We start from the raw sequence: 24,396 nt of genomic DNA on the forward strand, positions 1-24,396 counted from the left end.
TGGTGGCTCCGCTGGATCTCCTGGACGTCGACACCCTGCTCTCCGACGAGGAGCGCGACATCCGCGCGCTCACCCGCCGGGTGGCCGACGACCGGGTCCGCCCGCAGGTCGCCGGCTGGTACGAGGACGGGCGCGTGCCGGTCCGCGAGCTGGCCCAGGAGTTCGGCCAGCTCGGTCTGCTCGGCATGCATCTGACCGGTTATGGCTGCGCCGGCTCGTCCGCAGTCGCGTACGGCCTGGCCTGTATGGAGCTGGAAGCGGCCGACTCCGGGGTGCGTTCGCTGGTCAGCGTGCAGGGTTCGCTCGCGATGTACGCGATCTGGCGTTTCGGGTCCGAGGAGCAGAAGCAGCGCTGGCTGCCGGGCATGGCGGCCGGCGAGCTGATCGGCTGCTTCGGCCTGACCGAGCCCGACCACGGCTCCGACCCGGCCACCATGTCGACCCGGGCCCGTCGCGACGGCGACGACTGGATCCTCGACGGCGGCAAGATGTGGATCACCAACGCGCCGGTGGCGGACGTCGCGGTGATCTGGGCCCGGGCCGAGGAGGGCGTGGTCGGCTTTGCCGTGCCGACCGACACCCCCGGCTTCGCGGCTCGCGAGATCAAGCACAAGATGTCGCTGCGCGCCTCCAGCACCGGGGAGATCACCCTCGATGCGGTACGGCTGCCGGAGAGCGCCCGCCTGCCCGAGGCGCGCGGGCTCAAGGCGCCGCTGTCCTGCCTGACCGAGGCCCGTTTCGGCATCATCTGGGGCTCGATGGGCGCGGCCCGCGACTGCCTGGCCGTGGCGCTCGACTACGCGGCCACACGCGAGCAGTTCGGCCGGCCGATCGGCGGCTTCCAGCTGACCCAGGCCAAGCTGGCCGACATGACGCTCGAGCTGCAGAAGGGTTTCCTGCTCGCGCTGCATCTGGGCCGGCTGCGCGACTCGGCCGGGGCGCTGCGGCCCGAGCAGGTCAGCGTGGGCAAGCTCAACAACGTGCGCGAGGCCATCGCGATCGCCCGTACCTGCCGGACCATCCTCGGCGGCAACGGCATCAGCGGCGAATATCCGATCATGCGGCATGCGAACAATCTGGAGAGCGTCCTCACCTACGAGGGCACCTCGGAGATCCACCAGCTGGTCATCGGCCAGAAATTGACTGGATTGAACGCTTTCGCCTGACGGCGGACTGCGAGTGTCGTACCCGCCTCGTACCGTGAGGGTATGGCCAACTCTTCGGACGTCTCGCCGGCCGACTCCTCGCCTGTCGAGGAGAAGACCCGGGAGTATCCCCACGTTCCCGACGAGACTCCTCCCGCCACCACGCCGGAGCAGCCTTCTCGGCCGAGCGGCTTCGCCCGCCTGCTCATCTTCACCGGGTTCGTCTTCGCGCTGCTCGTCGCGGCCTGCCTCGGCCTGCGCGCGATCGACGTGCTGCCCAACTTCGGCAACCCGTTCAGCGACCGCACCACCGACCGCAGCCAGCCGGTGCTGCTGCAGTCGATGCGCGACCTGAGCCGCTACGTTGCGGCCGACGGCACCTTCCAGGTCATCGTCGACCTGCAGGAGGACAAGGAGAACATCCCCGACTTCCTGGTCAACCGGCGCACGCTGTTCGTCGGCTCGGGCACGGTCGAGCAGTGGGTCGACTTCAGCAAGCTCTCCGAGGAGGCGCTGGTCGTCGACAACGACAACAAGACGGTCAAGATCACGCTGCCGCCGCCGGAGCAGGGCTCGGCCGCCCTCGACATGCAGAAGAGCTACGTGGTGGCCGAGGAGCGGGGCCTGCTCGACCGCATCGGTGACGCCTTCAAGAGCGACCCCGACAAGCAGCAGAAGGTCTATGCGATGGCGCAGCAGAAGATCACGGAGGCCGCCCAGTCGAGCGGCCTGGCCGACCGCGCCAAGCAGAACACCGAGCAGATGCTGCGCAGCCTGTTCACCCGCCTCGGCTACTCGACGGTGACCGTGACCTTCGACAGCCCGTAAAGGCCGGCAAAGCACCGGACGCCGCCGGCCCGGGGGCGGGGCCGACAGCGTCCGGTGGTCGTCGGCCCGCGGGGTCCGGGCACGGCGGCCCGGGCCCCGGCGAGCCGGTAGCTATCTCAGAAGACGCGGCGCACGGCGATTACGTTGCGTGCCGCGTCTTCTTTGTTGCCCGGGGCCGGGTCACTCGTTGGGCAGCAGGGCCCAGAGGACCAGGTAGACGATGAACTGGGGGCCGGGGAGCAGGCAGGAGACGATGAAGATCAGGCGGACCACGCCGGCGGAGAGGCCGAAGCGGCGGGCCAGGCCGGAGCACACGCCGGCGATCCAGCGGTCGTTCCGGGGGCGGGCGAGTCGGCGAGCCACGATGACTTCCTCCTTGGATGACGGCTGCGACACCGCGCCGCGGCCGTACTTCGACGGTATGGGCGCCGTGCCCGTGCGCCCTCGGTCCCCAGGTGGAGATGGGCGGCCCGGCTCCCGTAAGGGTGACCCGTACCCTCGCGCCCTCCGCTGTTAACCTGGGTGCCGATTTCCGGCCTTCGCCGGTCCTTTTCTGACGGCACGGTTCATCTAGGAGGCAACGGGTGACGCTGGCCGTCCTGCACGCCAGCCCCGGCAACGCCCTCGATCCGGCCGACCGCGAGCGCCTCGCCGGCGATCTGACCGCGGCCCTGCGTGCGGCCGGCGCCACCGAGGTCGAGCGGATCGGCGCCGGTGACTCGCTCCGGGAGATCGTGCGACGGGCCGAGAAGGCGCATGAGCCGCTGCTGATCTGCGACGACAACCTGGTCGCGCACCCGAGTCTGCTCTGGATGCTGGCCACCGAGCCGGCCCAGCGCACCACCGCCCTGGTGGTCGCCGACCCCGCCGGTGACCTGCGCGAGGACCGCGGCAAGCTGCTGCCCACCGGCGACGGGCCGGGCACCGTGCGCTACCTGGGCGCGATCTGTGTCGCCCCGGCCGATCTGCCGCTGCTGGCTGAGGTGGCCGATCGCCTCGATCTCCTGCCCGCGCTGCTCGAGGCCGGTCTCGTGCCGATCGCCACGCCGGTGCGGCTCCTCCGCGCCGCCCAGGTGCACGACGAGGCCGAGCTCGCGGCCGCGCGCAGCGCTGTCGAAGCCGTCGACGAGGACAAGGCCCGGCTGCGGCTGGCGGTCAAGGAGAAGGACGACTTCTTCACCACGTACGCGGTGAGCACCTGGTCCCCGATCGTCACCAAGGCCTCGGCCCGGCTCGGTCTGTCGCCCAGCGCCGTCACCGGGCTCTCGGTGCTGCTCGCGGTCGTCGCCGGGCTCGCGTTCTGGCAGGCCTCACGGCCCGCGATGATCGCCGGCGGCATCCTGATCTACCTGAGTTTCGTCCTGGACTGCGTGGACGGGCAGCTGGCCCGCTACACGCGCCGGTTCGGCGCGTTCGGCGGGTGGCTCGACACGATGGCCGACCGCGCCAAGGAGTACGTGGCGTACGCCGGTCTCGCCGCCGGGGCGGAGCGCCTCGGCATCCCGTACGCCTGGCCGCTGGCCATCGCCGCGATCGTGCTGCAGACCGTCCGGCACATGACCGACGCCTGGTACGGCGCGCTGCACGACGAGGCCGCGGCCCACCCGAGGCCGCAGGCCGCGAGCGGGGTCGGGGCGCGGCTGACCGCCGCCTCGACCAAGGTGCAGGGCGACACCGGCTCGGTCGCGTACTGGCTGAAGCGGATCGTGGTCTTCCCGATCGGCGAGCGCTGGGCCCTGCTGGCCGTCCTGGCCGTCTTCACCGACGGGCGGGTCGCGCTGGCCGGCATGCTCGCCTGGGGGGTGCTCGCGATGGCGTACACCCTGGCTCTGCGGTCCTTGCGGGCCTTCTCGATGCGCGTCGGCGTCCTCGACAAGGTCGACACCGGACGGTTCCGCGACGACGGCCTGCTCGTCCGCACGGTGATCAGCCGGGCCCAGCGGCCGGCGCCGCTGGCCTTCGCGGCGCTGGCCGCGGTGGTGGCCCTGGCCGCCGTGATCGTCCTCCTGGTGTCCGGCCCCTCCAAGATCGCGCTGGCGGTGGCCGCGGTGCTGGTGCTGAGCGCCGGCCTGCCCGCCCGGGCCCGGCACGGCGGACCGCTCGACTGGCTGATCCCGGCGGCGCTGCGGGCGGCCGAATACCTCATGGTGGTCGCGGCCGGCATCGTCGGTGACGTGCCCACGCCCGTGACGTACCTGCTGATTTTCACGCTCACCCTGCGGCACTACGACCTGGTGGCCCGGATGGAGAAGGGCGCGCCGGCCGGGACGGCCCGGGGCGCGCTGCTCGGCTGGGACGGGCGCGTGGTCCTGCTCACCGCGGCCGCGCTGGCCGGCGTCGGCACCATCGGCGCCGGCGTGCTGGCCGCGCTGGTGGGCGGCTCGTTCCTGATCAACGCGATCGCCGACTGGCGGACAGGTGGCACCCGCCCGTGACCCTGCTGAGCATCGTCGTACCGGTCTACAAGGTCCAGGGTTACCTGCGCCAATGCCTCGACTCCATGCTGAGCCAGTCGTTCACCGACTTCGAGATCGTCGCGGTCGACGACTGCTCGCCGGACAACAGCGGCGCGATCCTGGCCGAGTACGCGGCGCGTGACCCCCGCGTCCGGGTGGTGACCGCCCCCGAGAACCTCGGCCTGGGCCGGGCCCGCAACCTCGGCCTCGAGCACGCGACCGGCGAGTACGTCTGGTTCGTCGACTCCGACGACTGGCTGTCCATGGGCTCGCTGGCCGCCGTGGCCGCGCGGCTGCGCTCGACCGGGGCCGACGTGATGATCGTCGGCTGGGACCGCGTCTACTGGAACGGGCGGGTCCAGACCGGCTCGGCCCGCAAGAAGCTTGCGGCCGCGCCCAAGGTCTTCTCGGCCGACGAGTGGCCCAAGGTCCTGGAGATCCTCCACGTGGCCTGGAACAAGGTGGTCCGGCGGGACTTCTTGGTGCGGCTCGGCTTCGTCTTCGAGGCCGGCTGGTACGAGGACGTGTCGTTCAGCTTCCCCGTGCTGCTGGCCGCTCCGCGGATCAGCACGCTGCCGCGCACGTGCGTGCACTACCGCCAGCGGCGCACCGGGGCGATCACCCGGACCAAGGGCGACCGGCACTTCGAGGTCTTCGACCACTGGGAGCACGCGCTGGCGCTGGTCGATCAGTACGCGTCGCCCGGCGACGAGGTGCGCGGGCTGCTCTTCCGCCGGATGATCTGGCACTTCCTGGCCGTGCTGCGGCACGACGCCCGGGTGCCACGCCAGTCGCGGGCCCGGTTCTTCGCCCGGATGACTGAGATGTACCGCAAGTACCTCCCACCGGCGGGCTATCCGATCCCGTCCGGCGGCGAGGGCATCCGGTACAAGCTGGTCGCCCGCGGGTCGTACCGGGTCTTCCGGCTCTTCGAGACCTCGGTCAAGGTGGTCCGGCGCGGGCAACGGCTGGTCCGGCGCTCGGCCGGCTATCTGGGCCGGCGCGGCCGGCAGGCGTTCGGGCACCTCTACTACCAGATCCAGCTCCGGCTGCCGGTCGACCCGTCGCTGGCGCTGTTCGCCGCGTACTGGTTCCGCGGGGTCAGCTGCAACCCGGCCGCCATCGCGGCCAAGGCGGCCGAGCTGGCGCCGCATCTGCGGCCGGTCTGGGTGGTCGGCCCGTCGCGGGCGGGCGCGCTGCCGCCCGGCACCCCGCACGTCGTGGCCGGCACGCTGCCGTACTACAAGGCCCTGGCCCGGGCCCGCTACCTGGTCAACAACGTGAACTGGCCACGCCGGATGGTCAAGCGGCGCGGCACCACGCACGTGATGACCCATCACGGCACCCCGCTCAAGATGATGGGGATGGACCAGCTCGACCACCCGGCCGCGGTGAGCGACCACGACTTCGCCGGTCAGATGCGCCGGGCCGACCGCTGGGACTTCAGCGTCACCGCGAACGCGCACACGACGATCGCGTGGGACTCGGCCTATCCGTGCGACTACGAGACGCTCGAGGTCGGCTATCCGCGCAACGACCGGCTGGCCCGGGCCACCCCGGCCGAGACGGCGGCGATGCGCGAGCGGCTCGGCGTCGCGCCCGGCCGCCGGGTCGTGCTCTACATGCCGACCCACCGGGAGTGGCTGCCGGCCGGGCAGCACGTGCTCGAGGTGGAGCAGCTGGCGGCCGCCCTCGGCCCGGAGACGGTGCTGCTGGTGCGCGAGCACTACTTCCACGTGCCGGCCTCGATGAGCGGGCAGACGCCGTCCGGCGGCGGCCGCATCGTCGACGTCTCCGGCCACCCGGTGGTCGAGGATCTCTACCTGGCGGCCGACGTGCTGCTCACCGACTACTCGTCGGCCATGTTCGACTACGCCGTCCTCGACCGGCCGGTGGTCGTCTACGTGCCGGACTGGCAGGTCTACCGGGAGTTGCGGGGCACGTATTTCGATCTGCTGGCTCAGCCGCCGGGCGCCGTGGCGACCGACTATGCCGCGCTTGTCGAGATATTTCGGTCAGGTGCGTACGCCGATGAGACGGCGACAGCGGCCCGGGCAGATTTCCGTGCCCGCTTCGCCTATCTCGACGACGGACACGCGGCGGAACGCGTCGTTCGCCGGGTATTTCTGGACGAAAACCGGTAATCGCGCAGTTACCCTCAGCAAATGGCACGTTCACCCGATGGCGTGACATCGATACTCCTCGTCGAATAGGGCGGGTCGCGGACCGTAGTGGGACCGGGATCACACTCTTGCGCCCGGTAGGGGAGGTAGACGGTGTCGACCGTCTCGCTCAAGGACGTCACCAAGGTCTGGCCCGACGGCACGATCGCCGTCAACAACCTGAGCCTTGACGTCAACGACGGTGAATTTCTGGTCATGCTCGGCCCGTCGGGCTGCGGCAAGTCCACCGTCCTGCGAATGATCGCCGGCCTGGAAGATCCCTCCGAAGGGGACATTCTTCTCAATGGCGATCCGGTCCTCGAATTGGCGCCGCGCGATCGCAGTATTGCCATGGTTTTCCAGGATTTCGCGCTATATCCGCACATGTCGGTGGGGGACAACATCGGCTTCCCGCTGAAGCTGTCCGGAGTGGAGCCGCAGCCGCGCGGCGAGCGGGTGGGCGACGTGGCGTCCGCCCTCGGCATCGGCGACGTGCTGCGGCGCAAGCCGAGCCAGCTCTCCGGCGGCCAGCGCCAACGGGTGGCGATGGGCCGCGCCATCGTGCGCCGCCCCGGCCTGTTCCTGATGGACGAGCCGCTGTCCAACCTCGACAGCGGCCTGCGGGCCGAGCTGCGGGCCGAGATCACCGGTCTGACCCGCGAGCTGGGCGTCACCACGATGTACGTCACGCACGACCAGGCCGAGGCGCTCACCATGGCCGACCGTGTCGCGATCATGCGCAAGGGCGTGCTCCAGGACGTCGGCACCCCGACCGAGGTGTACGGCCGGCCGGCCACCCTCTACGTCGCCGCGTTCCTCGGCTCGCCGCGGATGAACCTGCTCGAGGCCTCGGTCTACGTCCACCTCGAGCGGGCCATCGAGCTCAACTTCGGCGAGCAGTCGCTCTACCTGCCGTGGAACGACATCCGCAGCCGGGCCGTGGCGCACTACCACGGCGAGCGCATCGTGGTCGGCCTGCGGGCCGAGGCGCTCACCCCGGTCGCGCCCGACGTACCGGGCGACGTGCTGCGCGGCCGCATCCGCTACCTGGAGCACCACGGGCACGAGTCGCTGGCCTACCTCGACATCGGCGCCACCGCGATCCTGGTCGACGAGCTGGGCGCGGCGGTCCAGAACGAGCAGGAGGAGCCGGGCGCGCTCAAGCGGCTCAGCGGGGCCCTCCAGCGCCGTCTCAGCGGCCGTTCGGGCGGGGGCGCGGTGCAGACCCGCGACTCCGAGCCGCACAGCGTCCTGGACCCGGGCCGCCACTCCCGTCGCCCGGCCGAGCTGGCCGTCCGGCTGGCGCCCTACCCGGCGATCTCCGCGGGCCACCCGCTCAACGTCGCCGTCCGGATGGACGCCCTGCACTTCTTCGACGGCCGGGGCGGCGCCCGGATCGACGTGGGCTGGCGCTGACCTCGCGACGCTACCGTTTCGTCCGTGCGCCGGTGTGCTTCTCTTCGCAGACGCGTGGTGCCACTAAGTTGGCCCACCGCGTAGGCTGCACGACGGTGGAGGAGAGACTGGGCCAGAGAGTGCGTTCGGCTCCGAGCACGGAGCCGGCGGGCCCATCTGTCTCTCCATCGACCGCCGCCCCCCACCTGCTCGACCGCCGTTTCGGCCGGGACGAGATCGCTCTGGTGCGCCACGAGGTGACCGCGGGGCTGCGCGTCGCCGGTCTGGGCGGCGACCGTCTTCAGGGCTTCATCCTCGCCGTCAACGAGATCGTGACGAACGTCGTCCTGCACGCCGGCGGCCAGGGCCGCCTGCTGCTGTGGACCGCCGGCGGCTCGGCCTGGTGCTCGGTGACCGACTCGGGCGCCGGCATACCGGCGAGGTATCTGTCCGCTCCCGAGGTGCCCGAGACCTATGAGGTCGGTGGCCGGGGCATCTGGCTGGCGTACCAGTTGTGCGACGAGGTGACCGTGGCCACCGGCCCGATCGGTACCACGATCGGGCTGCGGATCTCCCTCGGCGCGCCGCCCGACACGACGCGGCAACAGACTTTGAACAGCTTGTAAACCATTTGAGGAATGTGAAGGTGCCCTTCCGGGCTCACGGGCCGCGCGGTGCGACTACATTGGGCGCGTGCTCGGACTACCTCCTCAAGTAACCGCATGCCTTTTCGATCTTGATGGCGTGCTCACGCAGACCGCCCTGGTGCACAATGCTGCGTGGAAGCAGACGTTCGACACGTTTCTGCGGACGTGGTCGGCGCAGCACGATCAGGAATTCGTGCCGTTCGACTCCGGCGCCGACTACCACCAATACGTCGACGGCCGGCCACGAGCCGACGGCGTGCGCACGTTCCTGGCGTCCCGCGGCATCACCCTGCCCGAGGGCACCCCGGACGACGGTCCCGACCTCGAAACCGTGAACGGGCTCGGCAACCGCAAGAACATCCTCGTCCTGCAGAAGATCAAAGAAGGCGCTGTCCAGGTCTACGAGGGCTCGGTCGAGTACCTCAAGGCCGCTCAGCAGGCCGGCCTGCGCCGGGCCGTGGTGTCGGCCAGCGCCAACTGCAAGGACGTCCTGGAGGCGGCGGGCATCGCCGACTACATCGAAGTCCGGGTGGACGGGGTGACCGCCCGCGAGCAAGGCTTGCCGGGCAAGCCGTCACCCGACACGTTCCTCTACGCGGCCAAGATGCTCGGGCTCGACCCGCAGAGCTGCGCCGTCTACGAGGACGCCCTGGCCGGTGTGGCGGCCGGTCGTGCGGGAGCCTTCGGCATCGTGATCGGTGTCGACCGTGTGGGCCAGTCTCAGGCACTTCTGGACAACGGGGCCGACGTTGTGGTCTCGGATCTGTCCGAACTCCTGACCCGCTGATGCACGTACGTCATTAAGACTTTTCTCCTTCCTCATAGGTACGAGAGGCACCACCGTGATCCGTGAACGGGCATATCCCGTCGACCCCTGGCACATCCGGGAGACTCGCCTCGACCTGGATCTGCTGGCCCAGTCCGAATCGGTCTTCGCGCTGAGCAACGGACACATCGGGATCCGCGGAAATCTGGACGAGGGCGAGCCGCACGGCCTGCCGGGCACCTACCTGAACTCGTTCTACGAGCTCCGCCCGCTGCCCTACGCCGAGGCCGGCTACGGCTTCCCGGAGTCCGGCCAGACCATGGTCAACGTCACCAACGCCAAGCTCATGCGGCTGCTGGTCGACGACGAGCCCTTCGACGTCCGCTACGGCGAGCTGCGCTCGCACGAGCGCGTCCTCGACCTGCGCGCGGGCACGCTCGAGCGCACCGTCGAGTGGGTCTCCCCGTCCGGGCAGGCCATCCGGGTCCGCACCGTGCGCATGGTGTCGTTCACCCAGCGCTCCGTCGTGGCGTTCCTCTACGAGGTCGAGCCGCTCGACAGCACCGCCCGGCTGATCCTGCAGTCCGAGCTGGTGGCCAACGAGCAGCTCCCGGCGATGAGCAAGGACCCGCGGGTGGCGGCCGTGCTCGACCACCCGCTGCAGTCCGAGGAGGTCCTCGAGCAGGCCACCGGTGGCCTGCTGGTGCACCGGACCAAGGCCAGCGACCTGCGGATGGCCGCGGCGATGGAGCACCTGGTGGAGACGCCGGGCAAGCACGCGGTGACCACCGAGGGCCACCCGGACTGGCTGCGCACGACCGTGGCCTGCAAGCTCGAGCCGGGCCAGAAGCTGCGCGTCGTCAAGATCGCCGCGTACGGCTGGTCCTCGCACCGGTCGTTGCCGGCCGTGCGGGACCAGGTCGGCGCCGCTCTGGCCAGCGCCCGGCTGGACGGCTGGGAGGGCCTGGTCGAGGCCCAGCGCGAATACCTGGACGCGTTCTGGGACCACTCCGACGTCCGCGTCGAGGGCGACCCCGAGGTGCAGCAGGCCGTCCGCTTCGGCCTGTTCCACACCTTGCAGGCCGGCGCCCGGGCCGAGCAGCGCCCGATCGGCTCCAAGGGCCTGTCCGGCCCCGGCTACGACGGCCACACGTTCTGGGACGCCGAGACCTTCGTGCTGCCCGCGCTGACCTACACCCAGCCCTCGGCCGCGGCCGACGTGCTGCGCTGGCGCCACTCGACGCTCGACCTGGCCCGGGAGCGCGCGCAGACGCTGGGCCTGCAGGGCGCGGCCTTCCCGTGGCGCACCATCCGCGGCCAGGAGTGCTCGGCCTACTGGCCGGCCGGCACCGCCGGCTTCCACATCGGCGCCGACATCGCCGACGCCGTGCGGCGTTACGTGCAGGCCACCGGCGACTACGACTTCGAGCGGGAGTTCGGCCTGGAGCTGCTGGTCGAGACGGCCCGGCTGTGGCGCTCGCTCGGCCACCACGACCGGCACGGCCGCTTCCACATCGACGGCGTGACCGGCCCGGACGAGTACACGGCGGTCGTCAACGACAACATCTACACCAACCTGCTGGCCCAGCAGAACCTGCTGACCGCGGCCGACGCCGCCAAGCGTCACCCGGACCTGGCCCGCAAGCTGGGCGTGGACGACGAGGAGACGGCGAGCTGGCGCGACGCGGCGGCCTCGGTGCACATCCCGTACGACCGGGAGCTCGGCGTGCACCAGCAGTCGGAGGGCTTCACCCGGCTGCAGGAGTGGGATTTCGAGAACACCCCGCCCGAGGCGTACCCGCTGCTGCTCAACTACCCGTACTTCGACCTGTACCGCAAGCAGGTGGTCAAGCAGGCCGACCTGGTGATGGCGATGTACATCCGCGGTGACGCGTTCACCCCGGAGGAGAAGGCGCGCAACTTCGCCTACTACGACGCTCGGACCGTCCGCGACTCGTCGCTGTCGGCCTGCGTCCAGGCCGTGATGGCGGCCGAGACGGGCCACCTGGAGCTCGCGCACGACTACCTGGGCGAGGCCGCCCTGATGGACCTGCACGACCTGCACCAGAACTCGCGGGACGGGCTGCACATCGCGTCGCTGGCCGGCACCTGGATCTCGCTGGTGGCCGGGCTCGGCGGCATGCGTGACTTCAACGGCGAGCTCTCCTTCGCGCCGCGGCTGCCCAGCCGGATCAACGCGCTGGACTTCTCGATGCTCTGGCGGGGCCTGCGCCTGCGGGTCAACGTCACCCCCGAGGAGACCACGTACTCGCTGCGCAACGGCGGCGGCTCGGCTCGGCTCGTGCTGCTGCACCACGGCAAGGAGGTCGAGGTCACCCAGGTCAAGCCGGTGACCGTGCCCAACCCGGCCCCGTCGCAGGTCGGCCCGGCGCCGGCCCAGCCGGCCGGCCGTGCTCCGGTGCGCCGCGCGACCGCCTGATTCACCGAATGACGAAAACGGCCCCCGGTGCGAACCGGGGGCCGTTTCACGTTTGAGTGGCGGATCAGAGCATCGAGACGTGCACGTGGTCGGTGTGGTCACTCGGCCCGTGGTACGCCCTCCACTCGCCCTCGGAGGGGAACCAGATCTGCTTGTACCAGATCACGTAATAGATGCCGAGCCGGTCCGCGTTGCGGACCAGGAACGCCATCAGGTTGTTCCCGTACTCCTTCATGTCCGCGTTGTGCGCGACCGCGAAACCGCTGTCCTGCAATGACCAGTCGCAGGCCCGGCCCTTCGGATGCTCGAACGGCCCGCCGTCACGGTGACAGCCCACGAATCTGTCGAAGCCCGCTTTCTTGACCTCTTTGTACATGTTCAAGGTCCGGGCGGTGATGCAGCCGCTGGTCGTCGGGTCCTTCACCGTGCACGACTCGGGCGAGAAACCGCCGTCGGAATTGCGGGGCGCGGCCTTGGCGACGGGAGATTTGGCGAGCACGTGGCCCTGGGTGAGGCCCTCGCCGCCGACCAGGTTGAGGGCCTGGCTGGCCGCTTCCTTCTGCTTCTGCATCGCGACCAGGTTGGTCTGCTGCTTCTTGACCTCGGCGTCCAGCGCCACCTTGGACTTCGTGACCTCGTCGATCGCCTTGTTGAGCTCGCCGAGCTTCCGGTCGTGCTCGGTGTTGATCTCCTCGAGCGACATGGCCCGGCGCAGGAAGTCGTCCGAGCCCTTGCTGCTGAGCAGGAAGCTGGCCGCGTTGAGCTGGCCGAACCGGTACTGCTGGTTGGCGATCGCGTTGACCTCGGGGATCAGCTCGTTGCGCCGGGCCTCGGCCGTCTTGATCTTGGTGGCGAGGGCCTTCTGCGCGGCCGTCGACTTGGCCACGGCGCCCTTGGCCTGGACGAACCGGCGGTTCGAGGACTCGATCAACTCGTCGAGGGTCTGGTTCTCCTTGCCGGCCGACTCGTCCGGGGTCGCGGAGGTCCCGTCGCCGGGCTCGGCGTAAGCCGGAGATATGGGCGAGGCCAGGAAAGCGACAGAGACGATCGGCGCCAGGGCAAGCATCAGCCACCGGCGGGGTCGTACGGTCATGCAGGTTCCTTCCGAGTAAACCGCCGACCGGGTTAGCTGACGGGTTCGGGACGGAAGCGATCCCTACCGCTTGACGCGGACTCACCCCACACTGACCTGGTTCCCCGGCTCGCCTCGCGGCGATTGGGCGGTGGCCGCCGGCACCTCGGGGGCGGTGCCTGGTTGGGCGGGCCGACGGCGAGTTTACCCGACAACGGGCCGCCCTTCAGGCCTCGCGAAACAGTATTCGCGTAGTCCACTTGTAACATTCCGTAATTGCAGTCACGGTGTGTCGCCATTCAATTGCGTCGCGTGCGATAACTGTCGATCGTTCGATGTCTTCGGTATGGTCGGTGCCGATCCCCACCCCCCGGGGATCGCCGCCTAATCGTTTCCGAACGAGCCGGGGAACCAATCTTTCCGGGGTGAATCCGCATCCGCGGTAGGGATCACTTCCGTCCCGAACCCGTCAGCTAACTCGGTCGGCGGCCGACGGAAGGAACAGGTGTGCGGCACAAGACTGTCCGGCGACGATTAGCAGCCACCCTGGCGCTGCTCGTCGCGCTCTCCGGCCTCGCGCTGGCCTCCCCGGCCTCGGCCGCGCCGGGCGACACCGGCGACGACGGCGAGGGCGCTCCCAAGACCCTGATCCAGCAGCTCGAGGCCGCCTCCAAGGGCTTCGTCGAGGCCAAGGAGGCGCTGGACCGCTCACGCAAGCGCCAGGCCGAGCTCGCGGCCAAGCTCAAGGAGCTCGACCAGCAGATCGGCCCGCGTCAGGCGGCGTTGGACGACATCATCCAGCAGTCGTACCGCACCGGGCGCCTCGGCCCGATGAGCGCGCTGCTCGCGGCCGGCTCGTCTGAGGGCTTCCTCGACCGGGCCGAGACCCTGGAGACGATCGCGGTCAAGGAGAACACGGCGGTCGCGGCGCTCAAGACCACCCGGGACGCCCAGCAGGCGGCCAAGGTGGCCATCGACACCGAGGTGCGCAACGAGCAGAAGCAGGTCGCGCTGATGGCCAAGCGCAAGGTGCAGGCCGAGAGCGCCCTCAAGGCGGCCAACACCGGCGGCGAGGACAAGACCGGCGAGGACGCCCCGCAGCCGAGCGACAACGCCCCCAGCAGCTCCAGCAAGAAGAAGGCGGGAGCGGCGCCCCGCGACTCGGACGGCTCACTGCCGTCCGAGGGCTGCACCGAGAAGGACCCGACCACCAGTGGCTGCCTGAGCCCGCGCACGCTCAACGCCCTCAAGCAGGCCCAGGCCGACGGCTTCACCCGCTTCGTGGCCTGCTTCCGCGAGCAGAACAGCGGTGAGCATCCCAAGGGCAAGGCCTGCGACTTCGCCGCCGACAAGAACGGCTTCGGCGGCGTCGCCACGGGTGCCAGCAAGACGTACGGCACCAATCTCGCGAATTACTTCATCAACAACTCGGACCGGCTCGGCGTGCTCTACGTGATCTGGTTCGAGCGGATCTGGCTGCCGAGCAGTGGCTGGAAGGCGTACACCCGCGGAAACGGCGACCCTTCCAGCGACCACACCAACCACGTGCATCTCTCGATGCGCTAGCTGAGCCGGGGGAGTGCGAGACCTTTACTTGCGGACGTAGGTCTCGTACTCCTTCAGGACGTCCTCGGTCGGGCCGTCGGCGCGGATCACGCCCGACTCGAGCCAGATGCTGCGCTCGCACGTGTCCCGGATCGACTGCTCGCTGTGGCTGACCAGGAAGACCGTGCCGGCCTCCTCGCGCAGGTCGCGCACCCGCTGCTCGCTGCGCTTGCGGAACTTGGCGTCACCGGTTGCCAGCGCCTCGTCGATCAGCAGCACGTCGTGCTTCTTGGCGGCGGCGATCGAGAACCGCAGCCGGGCCGCCATGCCGGAGGAGTAGGTCTTCATCGGCAGCGAGCTGAAGTCGCCCCGCTCGTCGATGCCCGAGAACTCGACGATCTCGGCCGTGCGCTCCTTGACCTGCGCCGGCGTCATGCCCATGGCCAGACAGCCGAGCTCGACGTTCTTGATGCCGGAGAGGTCGTTCATCAGCACGGCGTTCACGCCCAGCAGCGAGGGCTGGCCGGCCGCGTAGATCGCCCCGCCCCGCTCGACCGGCAGCAGGCCGGCGATCGCCCGCAGCAGCGTCGACTTGCCGGACCCGTTGGTGCCGATCAGGCCGATCGCCTCGCCGCGGTAGGCCACGAAGCTGACGCCCTTGACCGCGTGCACCTCGCGCACGGCCGCGCTCTTCTTGCCTGTGACGATCCGCTTGAAGCTGGCCAGCGGGCTGTTCGCCCCCGGCGCGACCGAACCGTAGATGCGGTAGACGATGTGCGCGTCGTCCGCGATGACAGTGGGGATTCGCTCGTCAGCCACGGCCGTAGCCCTTCTCTCCGCGCCAGAAGTACACATATCCGCCGATGCCCACGAGGGCGGACCAGATCACCGCATACGTCCAGAGGCGCAGCGGGGAGGCGGCCAGCGTCACGTTCTCCATCAGGGCGTGCCGGATCAGCTCGATGAAGACGAGCATCGGGTTGGCCTCGACGAGCTTGAGCTGCCAGCCGTGCAGCCGGTCGGAGAAGAAGGTGACCGGGTAGAGCACGGCCGAGCCGTACATCCAGATCCGCATGATGTAGGGGATGAGCTGGCGAATGTCGGTGACCTTGGCGCAGAGCCGGGCCACGAAGAGCGCCAGGCCGGCGTTGAAGATCGCCTGCAGGACCAGGGCCGGGATGGCCAGCAGCCACTGGACGGTGAGGGGCTCGCCGGTGAGCAGGATGATCGCGACCAGCACGATCATCGAGGCGATCATGTTGCGCACCTCGACCAGCGCGATCGCGATGGGCAGGCTGGCCCGGGGGAAGTGCAGGGCCCGGATCATGTTGATGTTCGAGGTGATCGCCATCGCCCCGGCCTGCACCACCGACTGCGTGAAGCCGAAGATGAAGACGCCCGCACACAGGTACGCGATGAAGTTGTTCGTGTCCTGCTTGGTGTTGAGCAGGACGCCGAAGATCACGTAGTAGACGCCGGCGTTGATCAGCGGGGTCAGCACCTGCCAGACGACACCCAGCTTGGTCGTGCCCAGCGAGGCGCTCACCTTGGCGTTGGCGAACGCCGCGATGAAGTGACGGTAGGACCAGAGGTGCCGGGTGTACTCGGCCAGGCCGGGGAGCCGCCCGGCCGCTGTCAAGCCGTTCCGCCGGGCCAGCTCCTTGAGCGATTGCCCGGTCCCGGAATCGGCGACCGCCGTCTGAGCCATGGGGTGGTGCTCCGATCTCGTCGGCCCGTCGGGGGTGCCGGGCCCTGGAACTTTGCGCGAGAACACGTAAGCAGCATGTCAAGCCGCTGTCGATGGAACGCCTTCGTATCGACGTGCGGAAGGCTATCCGACCGAACGGCGGAACGCAACCGTTACGTCCTGGCGTATAGTGACCGGGTGGCAACAGGAAAGCGCGCACCAGCCGGAGCGGCCGTGCTCCGAGGCGACATCACCGTAGCTATTCGCAACGCCGTGATGCACGAGCTCGCCGAGGTCGGTTACGGCAGGCTCTCCATCGAAGCCGTGGCGCGCCGCGCCGGGGTGGGCAAGACGGCAATCTACCGCCGCTGGGGCAACAAACTCGAGATGGTGCTCGAGATAGTTTCGGATGTCGCGGGCCGCAGCGTCCCGCTGCCCGACACCGGGAGCTTCGCGGGTGACCTTCAACTGATCATGATGATCGTCCACCGGGCCCTGCAACACCGTATCGCGTCGCAGATCATTCCCGACCTGATGGCCGAGGCGGCCCGCAACCCGCAGATCGCCGAGACCCTCCAGACGGCGCTGCGCACCCATCAGCAGGCCGTCGGCGAGAAACTGGTCGGCCAGGCCATCTCCCGCGGCGAGCTGCCCGAGGGCACCGACCCCGAGGTCGCCGTCGACATGATCCTCGGCCCGCTGTACTGGCGTCTCGCGGTCTCCCGGAGCCCGATGCCGGACGACTACCTCGAAAAGCTCACCACGGCCGTCACGGCCGCCCTGAAGTCGACCGTCGCGTAACGGCTACCGGCTCGCAACCCGTCGAGCGCTCGGGTCGGCCCCGGACCCGCCGAAGGTAGGGGCCCCGCCCCCGATCCCGGAGCCGTCATGCGCGCACACCCCCAGCACGTCGACCTGACCGTCCTCGACACCGCCGCGCTCCTGGCGATCGCCATGCGCGGCCTCCAGGCCGGCGACGGCTCCCTGGGGGTGGCGCCAGTCAAGGTCACCACCCCGGTGGGCTCCTGGCTCAGCGCGGACGGCACGGTCCGTCTCGAGATCAGGACAGACGGGACGTACGCGGGGAGCGTCGCCGGCCGCAAGCAGCCCGCCCGGGGGACATATCGCCTGGACGGCGCGACGATGACGCTCCGGGACGAATCCGGCCTGCGGACGCCGGTGACCGTCGGCCCGGGCGTCCTGGAAATGGCCGGCCACCGTCTCGGGCGGGCGGGATCCTAGGGCCTTCGGTCGGGTTCTTCGGAGTTGTCCACAGTGCGTGGGCTGTCCACAGGCGGTCCCGCACGATCTTGGCGAGTGCGGCAGACTGGAGTCGGCGGGGGCCCCCAAGGGAGGGCGGGCCGCGCGGGCCGCGCGGGCTGAACGCTGGGGCCGGTCAAAGAGTTGCGGGCTCGGGCTGGCGGGCTGCGGGCTCGGCGGTGGCGGGGCGGTCCAGGCGGAAGCTGACGACGGCCAGGGCCAGGCCGGTGGCGGCGAGCAGGACGCCGATCCAGGCCGAGGAGAGGTAGCCCCAGCCGGCCGCGATGACCGCGCCGCCCAGGGCGGCGCCGGCGCTGTTGGCGACGTTGGAGGCCGACTGGTTGACGGCCGCGCCCATCAGCTGGGCGCCGGGGGCGACCGCGATGAGCCGCGCCTGCAGGGCCGGGCCGATGAACAGGGCGGCCGCCCCGACCAGGAATGCCCCGGCGAACAACCCGACCGGGTGACGGGAGATCAGGCCGAAGAGGGCGATCGTCGCGATCATGGCGGCGAAACCGAGCAGGACGCTGCGGCGCAGGTTCCTGTCGGCGGCGACGCCGCCTAGGGCGTTGCCGACGGTCATGCCGAGGCCCATCACGGCCAGCACCCAGGGCACGGCCGACTCGGAGAGGCCGGTGACGTGCGTGGTGACCGGCGCGATGTAGCTGTTGACGGCGAAGAAGCCGCCGAAGCCGATGGCCGCCACCGCGGCCGCCAGCCAGACCTGGGTCGAGCGGAAGGCGGCCAGCTCGCTGCGCGGGGAGCCGCCCGGCGCGGCCGGAATCTCCGGCACGGTGGCCAGAACGGCGAGCAGGGTCAGGGCGAAGACACCGGCCACGGCCAGGTAGGCCACCCGCCAGCCGGCGGCCTGGCCGAGCCCGGTGATCAGCGGGACGCCGAAGACGTTGGCCGCGGTCAGTCCGCCGAGCACGAGCGCGAAACCCTTGCCTTCGCTGCCGGGCCCGAGCATGGCCGCGGCGAGCAGGCCGGCCGCGCCGAAGTAGGCGCCGTGGGCCAGCGCGGCCACGAAGCGGCCGGCCAGCACGAGCTCGAAGGTGGGGGCGAGGGCCGAGGCCACCGTGCCGGCCACGAACAGGCCGAGCAGACCCACGACCAGGCGACGGCGCGGCCAGCGGGCGGTGAGGGCGGCGATCGTCGGCGCCCCGGCCACCACGCCGAGCGCGTAGATCGAAATCATCCAGCCCGCCTTGGCCACGGCGTCCGCGGCGGATTGCGCGTACTCCGTGGGGAGCAGATCCTGGGCGAGGTTCGGCAGCAGGCCCATGGCCACGAACTCGGTCAGGCCGAGGCCGAAACCACCCAGGGCCAGCGCGAACAGGGCCGCCCAGCGGCGACCGGAGGTCAGGTGTTCCACGTGATCGACTCTAGAACGTTCTAGGTGCCGGCGTCTTAGAACGTTCTAGTCATCACAGGTAAAATCTTCGGTCATGACCGTCGGGGACCGCCGGCCCACGCTGGCCGACGTCGCCGCCGAGGCGCGAGTCTCGGTGGCGCTGGTGTCGATCGTGATGCGCGACGCGCCGGGGGCCAGCGCGGCCACCCGGGAGCGGGTGCTCGAGGTGGCCCGCCGGCTCGACTATCAGCCCGACAACCGGGCCCGCCTGCTGCGCAGCGGACGGAACAGGTTGCTAGGCGTGGTCTTCGGCGTGCAGCATCCGTTCCACGACGACCTGCTGACCGGCCTCTACGACGCGGCCGAGCGGGTCGGCTACGAGCTGACGCTCAGCGCGATCACGCCGCGGCGCGACGAGCGGGCCGCCATCGCCGGCCTGCTGCAGGACCGGTGCGCGGCCCTCGTGCTGCTCGGGCCGCTGATCCCGTCGGCCGAGCTGGCCACGCTGGCCGGGCGGTTGCCGGTGGTGGCGATGATGCGCTCGGTGCGCCAGCGCCAGGTCGACGTGGTGCGCACCGACGACGCCCGCGGGCTCCACCTGGCGGTCGATCACCTGGTCGCGCTCGGGCACAGCCGTATCGCGCACGTCGACGGCGGCCGCTATCAGCCCAGCTCGGCCGAGCGGCAGAAGGGCTACCGCGAGGCGATGCGGCGTCATGGCCTCGAGGCGTACACCCGGGTGGTGGGTGGTGGCTCGGGTGAGGAGGACGGCGCGCGAGCGGCCCGGGAGCTGCTGGCCGACCCGCCGACGGCGGTGACCGTCTTCAACGACCTCAGCGCGGCCGGACTGCTCGACGTGCTGCGCCGGGAAGGGCTGGCCGTGCCGGGCGACATCAGCGTCGTGGGTTATGACGACAGCAGCTTCAGCTCCATGGCCCACATCGACCTGACCACCGTGGCCCAGGACATCGAGACCATGACGACGCTGGCGGTGGCCCGGGCGGTCGAGCGGATCGACGGCGCGGCCGTGGCCAACCGCGAGGTGGTGATCCCGCCGCGGCTGATCGTTCGGGGGACTACCGGCCAGCTCGACTAAGTTCGTCCCTTTTCGCGCCGACGTTCAGAGTATGAGGGTCGCGCGCCTGGCGGTGCTGCCGCTGTTGCTCCTGGCGGCGGGATGCGGCAAATCGGGCTCGCCGACCGCCGAGCCGAGCGCCGCGCCGGGCGAGCCCTGGGTCCGGGTGGAATCGGGCAGCCGGACGCCGAGCCTGAGCACGGCCTACACCGGCTCGCCGAAGCCCGCCCTGCCGCCGGTCTCCTTCCTGCCGACCAGCACGGCCTGCGCGATCGGCTGGCCCGACGCCGACCAGGTGCTGATCCCGATGGTGGTCACGCCGGGCGCGGGCTCGTTCTCCGTGCAGTGGCCCAACCGGTTCGGGCACACGTACCGCATCACGGCCGTACCGCAGGAGATCGTCTCCGGGTCCCAGCCCGACCCGGTCTGGCAGACCGTGACCACGGGGGCGGAGTGCAACGCCAGCGCCACCATCAGCGGGCTGGCGTCGGGGAAGCCGTACGTCGTCTGGCTCGACGCCCCGGACACCCCGCGCGGCACCGACGGCTCCCGGAGCCTTTACAGCGGCAAGTCGGGAGTGGTCAGGCCGAAATAGTGTTCCGGCCGCTCCACTTGGCCGCGTACAACCGGTTGTCGGCCGCCCGGAACAGCTCCTCGCCGGTCATCCCCTCGTTCAGGGCGGCCAGGCCCACGCTCACGGTCAGACGGACCCCGGGCAGGACGTCGGAGCGGGCCACCGCCGAGCGGATCCGCTCGCCGACCTCGCGGCCGACGGACAGATCGCCCCGCAGGAAGACGGTGAACTCGTCACCCGCGTACCGCACCGGCACGTCCTCGGCCCGGCAGTGGGCGCGCAGTATCCGGGCCACCTCGCGCAGCGCCCGGTCGCCGGTGCTGTGCGAGTAGACGTCGTTGATCGCCTTGAAGTGGTCCACGTCGACCAGCAGCAGCACCAGCGGCGCGGCCAGCCGCCCCCGATCTATCCGGTCCAGCAGCAGGTCGAAACGCCGGCGGTTGTCCAGCCCGGTGAGCGGGTCCCGCAGCACCTCCCGCTCGGCGCGCGCCCGGGCCGCCTCCGACTCCTCGCGCTGGCGGGCCTGGCGCAGCATGGCCAGCCGCTGTAGGCGCAGCCGCCACAGCTCACCGGTCTGCCCCTCGACCGCCTCGAACAGGTCGCGCCCGGCCGGCCCGCCGTCCGCGGCCAGCGCGGTCAGCGCCATCTCGAACCGGATGATGGTCTGCTCGTCCGGGCGCGGGCCGAACGCGCACAGCTCCCGGGCGGCGACGAACTCGGTACGGGCCTCGGTCAGCGCGCCCTGCTGGCGCAGGCTGATCCCCAGGGCCAGGTGGGCCATCCGGGCGTACCGGTAGTTCTCGGTCTGGCGCAGCGGCAGCACGGCGTCGCGGACCGTCTTCTCGGCCAGGACGACGTCGCCCAGCTTGGCCAGGGCCAGTGCCAGCATCGCGGTGGCGGCCATGTCGTCCGGGCGCTGCTCGACCTGCCGGCGGGTGATGGCGGCGCTGCGGCGCAGCCGGGTGGCGCCCTCGTCGTGCCGGCCGACGTGGCTCAGCCGCAGGCCCCAGTGCAGCAGGGTGGCCGCATGGACCAGGCCGAACTCGGGGTGGGTGACGCTGAGCCGCTCGTACGCCTCGGTCGCGGTCTCGTACATCTCGGCCGCGGCCGCCGCCTCGGCGAACGAGCACAGCGCGGAGATCCACCGGTCGCGGTCGCCCGGCTCGCGGTCGAGCAGCACGGCGGCCCGGGCGAGGTTGCGCATGCCGTCGACGTACTGGGCCCGCAGCACGTCGAACTGGGCCAGATCGCACAGCGCCTTGGCCTCGCCCAGCACCGAACCGGCCGCCCGCTGCCGGCGCAGCACCCGCTCGCCCAGCTCGGCCGCCTCGGTGATCCGGCCCATGTGCAGATAGGCGTACATCTTGCCCTGCAGGAGAAAAGTGATCGTTCGGTCGTCGCCCATGGCCCGGGCGAGACTCAGGTAGGCGTCGGCGGCCTCGAGCGCGTCGTGGCCGCTGCCGGTCGTCGCCAGCCGGTGGACCCGGAGCGCGAACAGGTGGAGCGGCCCGAACGCGGTGACCGGCACGGGAAGCATGGTCCCAGTATCAACAAAAGTTCTCAGATCAACTAACGCCGGCGTACTTGTCGAGACCGTCCACAAGCAAGTCGAGACCGAGCTCGAATCGCGCGTCCACACCGCCGCCCACCAGCGCCGTGGCGTACGTCGTGATGTGGGGGTAAATGTCCTTCGGGAGCTGTTCGAAATAGGCGAGCGTCTCTCGGCCCAGATCGCTGATGAACGTGTCCTTGTCGGAACCCGCGTTGTGCACCTGATGGCGCCAGATCGAGTATTCGTATGCGTCGGCGGTGATGTAGAGGAAGATCCGGTCCATCGCCCAGGCGCCGATCCGCGGCGGGATGCCGCCGGCGAGCAGCATGCCGAACATCGCGTTCGAGATGCGCAGCGCGTTGGGCCCGGTCGGGATGGTGGCGAGGGCGGCCCGGGCCAGGTCGTTGTGCTCGATCATCACCTGGTGGCCGGCCCGGGCCATCTGTTTGATCTGCTCCTTCCACCGCGGTGGGTCGAGCTCGGGGATGGTCAGCAGGGCGCACATCTCGTCGAACATCAGCCGGAGCAGCTCGTCCTTGTTCGCCACATGGGCGTAGAGGCTGGACGGGCCGGTGCCGATCTCGGTGGCGATGCGCCGCATGCTCAGCGCGTCGATCCCGTCCTGTTTCACCAGGCGCAGGCCGATCCGCACGATCTCGGCGCGAGTGATCGTTTTACGTGAGGGGCGTTCCGCGGGCCAGGTCATCGTCGCGTAATTTACCTTGCGGCGAACAGCGTTCGCTAGTAGAACGGTGTTCGTGCTGACGAACACCGTTCTACCTGACACCGCATACCGATATCGCTGGGTCGCGCTCTTCGTGATCCTCGCCGTCGAGGTGATGGACCTCCTCGACGCGCTCGTCACCAACATCGCCGGCCCGGTCATCCGCGACGAGGTCGGCGGGACGTACAGCCTGATCCAGTGGCTGGGCGCCGCCTACACCCTGGCCATGGCGATCGGCCTGCTCACCGGCGGCCGGCTGGGCGACATCTTCGGCCGCCGCCGCATGTTCCTCATCGGCGCGGCCGGCTTCACCCTGGCCTCGCTCGTCTGCGGTCTCGCGCAGACCCCGGCCCAGCTGATCACCGCCCGGGCCGTGCAGGGCCTGTTCGGCGCGGTCATGCTGCCCCAGGGCCTCGGCATGATCAAGCAGATGTTCTCCCCGGCCGAGCAGGCCAAGGCCTTCGGCGCGTTCGGCCCGGTCATGGGCCTGTCCTCGGTCGGCGGCCCGATCCTGGCCGGCTGGCTCGTCGACGCCGACTACCTCGGCGCCGGCTGGCGCATGATCTTCTTCATCAACCTGCCACTCGGCCTCTTCGCGATCTTCGGCGCGATCAGATACCTGCCCGAGTTCCGCTCCGCCCGCGCGCCCCGCCTCGACGGGCTCGGCGTCGTGCTCGCCGCCGTCGGCGCCTTCCTGCTGCTCTACCCGCTGGTGCAGGGCCGCGAGCTGGACTGGCCGGTGTGGTGCTTCGCGCTGCTCGCCCTCGGCGTCGTGGTCTTCGGCCTGTTCGCGATCTACGAGGCGCGCCGCGAACGGAACGGCCTCGACCCGCTGGTCACCCCGAGCCTGTTCCGCAAGCGCGCCTTCTCCGGCGGCCTCACAGTCGGGCTGGTCTTCTTCGCCGCCCTCATCGGCACCGGCCTCGTCTTCACCTTCTACCTGCAGATCGGCCTCGGCTACTCACCGCTGAAGGCCGGCCTGACCACCCTGCCGCAGGCCCTGGGCACGGTCGCGGGTTTCGTGGCCGCGGGCGCCGGCCTGGCCGAACGCTTCGGCCGCCGCCTCCTCCAACTCGGCACCATCATCATGATCGTCGGCACGGCGGTCTTCGCCCTCTCCGTCCGCCTCACGGGCGCCGACGTCACGCCGTACAAGCTGATCCCCGGCCTGGTCCTGGTCGGCGCCGGCATGGGCCTGGCCATGGCCCCGTTCTTCAACATCGTCCTGGCCGGCGTCGACGACGAGGAGACCGGCTCCGCCTCGGGCGCGCTCACGTCGGTCCAGCAGCTCGGCGGCGCCTTCGGCATCGCCGTCCTCGGCACCATCTTCTTCGCCATCCTGCCGGGCCAGGTCGCGTCCCATGTGGACCACTCGGCCACCCAGCTCACGGCGGCTCTGACCACTGCCGGCGTCCCGGCCGACACCCGGCCCGCGGTCGCCGCGGGCCTGCGCACCTGCCTCGTCGACCGCACAGCCGAGGACGACCCCGACATCACCCCGCCGAGCTGCTCCCAGCCCAACTCGCCGACCGCTGCGCTGCCCACCCCTGTCCAGGCCTACGCCCAGGAACAGGTCCGAGCCGGATTCGAGGACGCCACCATCCGCACCACCGGCGTGACGATCGCGCTGTTGCTGCTGGCTCTGGGCTTGTCCTTCCTGCTGCCCCGCAAGGCCCGGCCGGAAGGCGAGGCCCACTGACCCCTACGCTCGAGC

Annotated in this window: 21 protein-coding genes and 2 riboswitches; of the genes, 14 read left to right on the top strand and 7 right to left on the bottom strand. The window is 70.5% G+C overall.

The window, feature by feature from the left end; translation table 11 throughout:
- Positions 1–2 precede the first annotated feature (2 nt).
- On the top strand, positions 3–1,166 hold the full coding sequence (locus tag AB0J66_RS30850; RefSeq protein ID WP_364668262.1) for an acyl-CoA dehydrogenase family protein: 1,164 nt from the start codon (positions 3–5) through the stop codon (positions 1,164–1,166).
- Between the two features lie 42 nt (positions 1,167–1,208).
- Positions 1,209–1,973 (top strand): DUF4230 domain-containing protein, encoded by a 765-nt coding sequence (locus AB0J66_RS30855; RefSeq protein WP_364668005.1) that lies wholly within the window; start codon positions 1,209–1,211, stop codon positions 1,971–1,973.
- Positions 1,974–2,153: 180 nt separating this feature from the next.
- Here AB0J66_RS30855 and AB0J66_RS30860 read toward each other — a convergent pair whose 3' ends face one another.
- Positions 2,154–2,336, bottom strand: coding sequence for a PspC domain-containing protein (locus AB0J66_RS30860; protein ID WP_364668008.1), 183 nt, complete (start codon positions 2,334–2,336; stop codon positions 2,154–2,156).
- A gap of 221 nt (positions 2,337–2,557) precedes the next feature.
- Here AB0J66_RS30860 and AB0J66_RS30865 point away from each other — a divergent pair, with 221 nt between their 5' ends.
- From AB0J66_RS30865 to AB0J66_RS30890, 6 genes are all read left to right on the top strand, one after another.
- On the top strand, positions 2,558–4,408 hold the full coding sequence (locus AB0J66_RS30865; RefSeq protein ID WP_364668010.1) for a DUF5941 domain-containing protein: 1,851 nt from the start codon (positions 2,558–2,560) through the stop codon (positions 4,406–4,408).
- The gene (locus AB0J66_RS30870; protein WP_364668013.1) at positions 4,405–6,573 is read left to right on the top strand and encodes a bifunctional glycosyltransferase family 2 protein/CDP-glycerol:glycerophosphate glycerophosphotransferase; all 2,169 of its coding nucleotides are present in this window, start codon (positions 4,405–4,407) and stop codon (positions 6,571–6,573) included. The genes AB0J66_RS30865 and AB0J66_RS30870 overlap by 4 nt, the downstream gene beginning before the upstream one ends.
- Before the next feature lie 132 nt (positions 6,574–6,705).
- Positions 6,706–8,007 (top strand): ATP-binding cassette domain-containing protein, encoded by a 1,302-nt coding sequence (locus tag AB0J66_RS30875; protein WP_364668015.1) that lies wholly within the window; start codon positions 6,706–6,708, stop codon positions 8,005–8,007.
- Positions 8,008–8,231: 224 nt separating this feature from the next.
- Positions 8,232–8,612, top strand: coding sequence for an ATP-binding protein (locus tag AB0J66_RS30880; RefSeq protein ID WP_364668017.1), 381 nt, complete (start codon positions 8,232–8,234; stop codon positions 8,610–8,612).
- Between the two features lie 67 nt (positions 8,613–8,679).
- Positions 8,680–9,420, top strand: a complete 741-nt coding sequence (locus AB0J66_RS30885; RefSeq protein WP_364668020.1) for a beta-phosphoglucomutase family hydrolase — start codon at positions 8,680–8,682, stop codon at positions 9,418–9,420.
- 55 nt (positions 9,421–9,475) lie between these two features.
- Positions 9,476–11,839: a glycoside hydrolase family 65 protein gene (locus AB0J66_RS30890; protein WP_364668022.1), complete on the top strand. Its 2,364-nt coding sequence runs from the start codon at positions 9,476–9,478 to the stop codon at positions 11,837–11,839.
- Positions 11,840–11,903: 64 nt separating this feature from the next.
- On the opposite strand, the gene AB0J66_RS30895 is transcribed toward AB0J66_RS30890, so the two are convergent.
- Positions 11,904–12,932: a hypothetical protein gene (locus AB0J66_RS30895; protein WP_364668025.1), complete on the bottom strand. Its 1,029-nt coding sequence runs from the start codon at positions 12,930–12,932 to the stop codon at positions 11,904–11,906.
- Positions 12,933–12,938: 6 nt separating this feature from the next.
- Positions 12,939–13,072: riboswitch (cyclic di-AMP (ydaO/yuaA leader) on the bottom strand.
- Positions 13,073–13,282: 210 nt separating this feature from the next.
- Positions 13,283–13,415, top strand: a riboswitch (cyclic di-AMP (ydaO/yuaA leader).
- A 3-nt stretch (positions 13,416–13,418) separates the two neighbouring features.
- Between AB0J66_RS30895 and AB0J66_RS30900 the strand changes: the two genes are divergently transcribed.
- Positions 13,419–14,477 (top strand): hypothetical protein, encoded by a 1,059-nt coding sequence (locus AB0J66_RS30900; RefSeq protein ID WP_364668027.1) that lies wholly within the window; start codon positions 13,419–13,421, stop codon positions 14,475–14,477.
- A 24-nt stretch (positions 14,478–14,501) separates the two neighbouring features.
- Here the strand turns inward: AB0J66_RS30900 and AB0J66_RS30905 are convergent, their stop codons facing one another.
- Both AB0J66_RS30905 and AB0J66_RS30910 read right to left on the bottom strand, forming a co-directional pair.
- Positions 14,502–15,311: an ABC transporter ATP-binding protein gene (locus tag AB0J66_RS30905; protein ID WP_364668030.1), complete on the bottom strand. Its 810-nt coding sequence runs from the start codon at positions 15,309–15,311 to the stop codon at positions 14,502–14,504.
- On the bottom strand, positions 15,268–16,164 hold the full coding sequence (locus AB0J66_RS30910; protein ID WP_364668032.1) for an ABC transporter permease: 897 nt from the start codon (positions 16,162–16,164) through the stop codon (positions 15,268–15,270). Before AB0J66_RS30910 ends, AB0J66_RS30905 begins: the two co-directional genes overlap by 44 nt.
- A gap of 177 nt (positions 16,165–16,341) precedes the next feature.
- On the opposite strand from AB0J66_RS30910, the gene AB0J66_RS30915 reads away from it, so the two are divergent.
- Together AB0J66_RS30915 and AB0J66_RS30920 are read left to right on the top strand one after the other, a co-directional pair.
- Positions 16,342–16,944 carry a TetR/AcrR family transcriptional regulator gene (locus AB0J66_RS30915; protein ID WP_364668034.1) on the top strand — a complete coding sequence of 201 codons (603 nt, stop codon included), beginning with the start codon at positions 16,342–16,344 and terminating at the stop codon, positions 16,942–16,944.
- A gap of 87 nt (positions 16,945–17,031) precedes the next feature.
- A complete protein-coding gene (locus AB0J66_RS30920) occupies positions 17,032–17,385 on the top strand; it encodes an Atu4866 domain-containing protein (RefSeq protein WP_364668036.1) in 354 nt (117 codons plus the stop codon).
- A gap of 154 nt (positions 17,386–17,539) precedes the next feature.
- Here the strand turns inward: AB0J66_RS30920 and AB0J66_RS30925 are convergent, their stop codons facing one another.
- A complete protein-coding gene (locus AB0J66_RS30925; protein WP_364668039.1) occupies positions 17,540–18,778 on the bottom strand; it encodes an MFS transporter in 1,239 nt (412 codons plus the stop codon).
- A gap of 73 nt (positions 18,779–18,851) precedes the next feature.
- Here AB0J66_RS30925 and AB0J66_RS30930 point away from each other — a divergent pair, with 73 nt between their 5' ends.
- Together AB0J66_RS30930 and AB0J66_RS30935 are read left to right on the top strand one after the other, a co-directional pair.
- A complete protein-coding gene (locus tag AB0J66_RS30930) occupies positions 18,852–19,853 on the top strand; it encodes a LacI family DNA-binding transcriptional regulator (RefSeq protein WP_364668042.1) in 1,002 nt (333 codons plus the stop codon).
- Between the two features lie 31 nt (positions 19,854–19,884).
- On the top strand, positions 19,885–20,427 hold the full coding sequence (locus AB0J66_RS30935; protein ID WP_364668044.1) for a hypothetical protein: 543 nt from the start codon (positions 19,885–19,887) through the stop codon (positions 20,425–20,427).
- Here the strand turns inward: AB0J66_RS30935 and AB0J66_RS30940 are convergent.
- Complete coding sequence (locus tag AB0J66_RS30940; RefSeq protein ID WP_364668046.1) at positions 20,414–21,943, bottom strand: GGDEF domain-containing protein; 1,530 nt, start codon at positions 21,941–21,943, stop codon at positions 20,414–20,416. The two genes, AB0J66_RS30935 and AB0J66_RS30940, sit on opposite strands and share 14 nt — an antisense overlap.
- Before the next feature lie 28 nt (positions 21,944–21,971).
- Positions 21,972–22,664, bottom strand: a complete 693-nt coding sequence (locus AB0J66_RS30945) for a TetR/AcrR family transcriptional regulator (protein WP_364668048.1) — start codon at positions 22,662–22,664, stop codon at positions 21,972–21,974.
- Between the two features lie 52 nt (positions 22,665–22,716).
- On the opposite strand from AB0J66_RS30945, the gene AB0J66_RS30950 reads away from it, so the two are divergent.
- Positions 22,717–24,381 (top strand): MFS transporter, encoded by a 1,665-nt coding sequence (locus AB0J66_RS30950; RefSeq protein WP_364668050.1) that lies wholly within the window; start codon positions 22,717–22,719, stop codon positions 24,379–24,381.
- The last annotated feature ends 15 nt before the right edge of the window (positions 24,382–24,396 follow it).

Origin of the sequence: Actinoplanes sp. NPDC049598 (assembly GCF_040675435.1) — a bacterium.
Taxonomy (GTDB): domain Bacteria; phylum Actinomycetota; class Actinomycetes; order Mycobacteriales; family Micromonosporaceae; genus Actinoplanes.

What these genes read in the sequence shown, in the direction of transcription:
- AB0J66_RS30905 (WP_364668030.1), bottom strand. Translation starts at nt 15,311, where the DNA reads ATGTGTACTTCTGGCGCGGAGAGAAGGGCTACGGCCGTGGCTGACGAG.
- AB0J66_RS30935 (WP_364668044.1), top strand. Translation starts at nt 19,885, where the DNA reads ATGAGGGTCGCGCGCCTGGCGGTGCTGCCGCTGTTGCTCCTGGCGGCG.
- AB0J66_RS30930 (WP_364668042.1), top strand. Translation starts at nt 18,852, where the DNA reads ATGACCGTCGGGGACCGCCGGCCCACGCTGGCCGACGTCGCCGCCGAG.
- AB0J66_RS30940 (WP_364668046.1), bottom strand. Translation starts at nt 21,943, where the DNA reads ATGCTTCCCGTGCCGGTCACCGCGTTCGGGCCGCTCCACCTGTTCGCG.
- AB0J66_RS30920 (WP_364668036.1), top strand. Translation starts at nt 17,032, where the DNA reads ATGCGCGCACACCCCCAGCACGTCGACCTGACCGTCCTCGACACCGCC.
- AB0J66_RS30895 (WP_364668025.1), bottom strand. Translation starts at nt 12,932, where the DNA reads ATGACCGTACGACCCCGCCGGTGGCTGATGCTTGCCCTGGCGCCGATC.
- AB0J66_RS30855 (WP_364668005.1), top strand. Translation starts at nt 1,209, where the DNA reads ATGGCCAACTCTTCGGACGTCTCGCCGGCCGACTCCTCGCCTGTCGAG.
- AB0J66_RS30910 (WP_364668032.1), bottom strand. Translation starts at nt 16,164, where the DNA reads ATGGCTCAGACGGCGGTCGCCGATTCCGGGACCGGGCAATCGCTCAAG.
- AB0J66_RS30945 (WP_364668048.1), bottom strand. Translation starts at nt 22,664, where the DNA reads ATGACCTGGCCCGCGGAACGCCCCTCACGTAAAACGATCACTCGCGCC.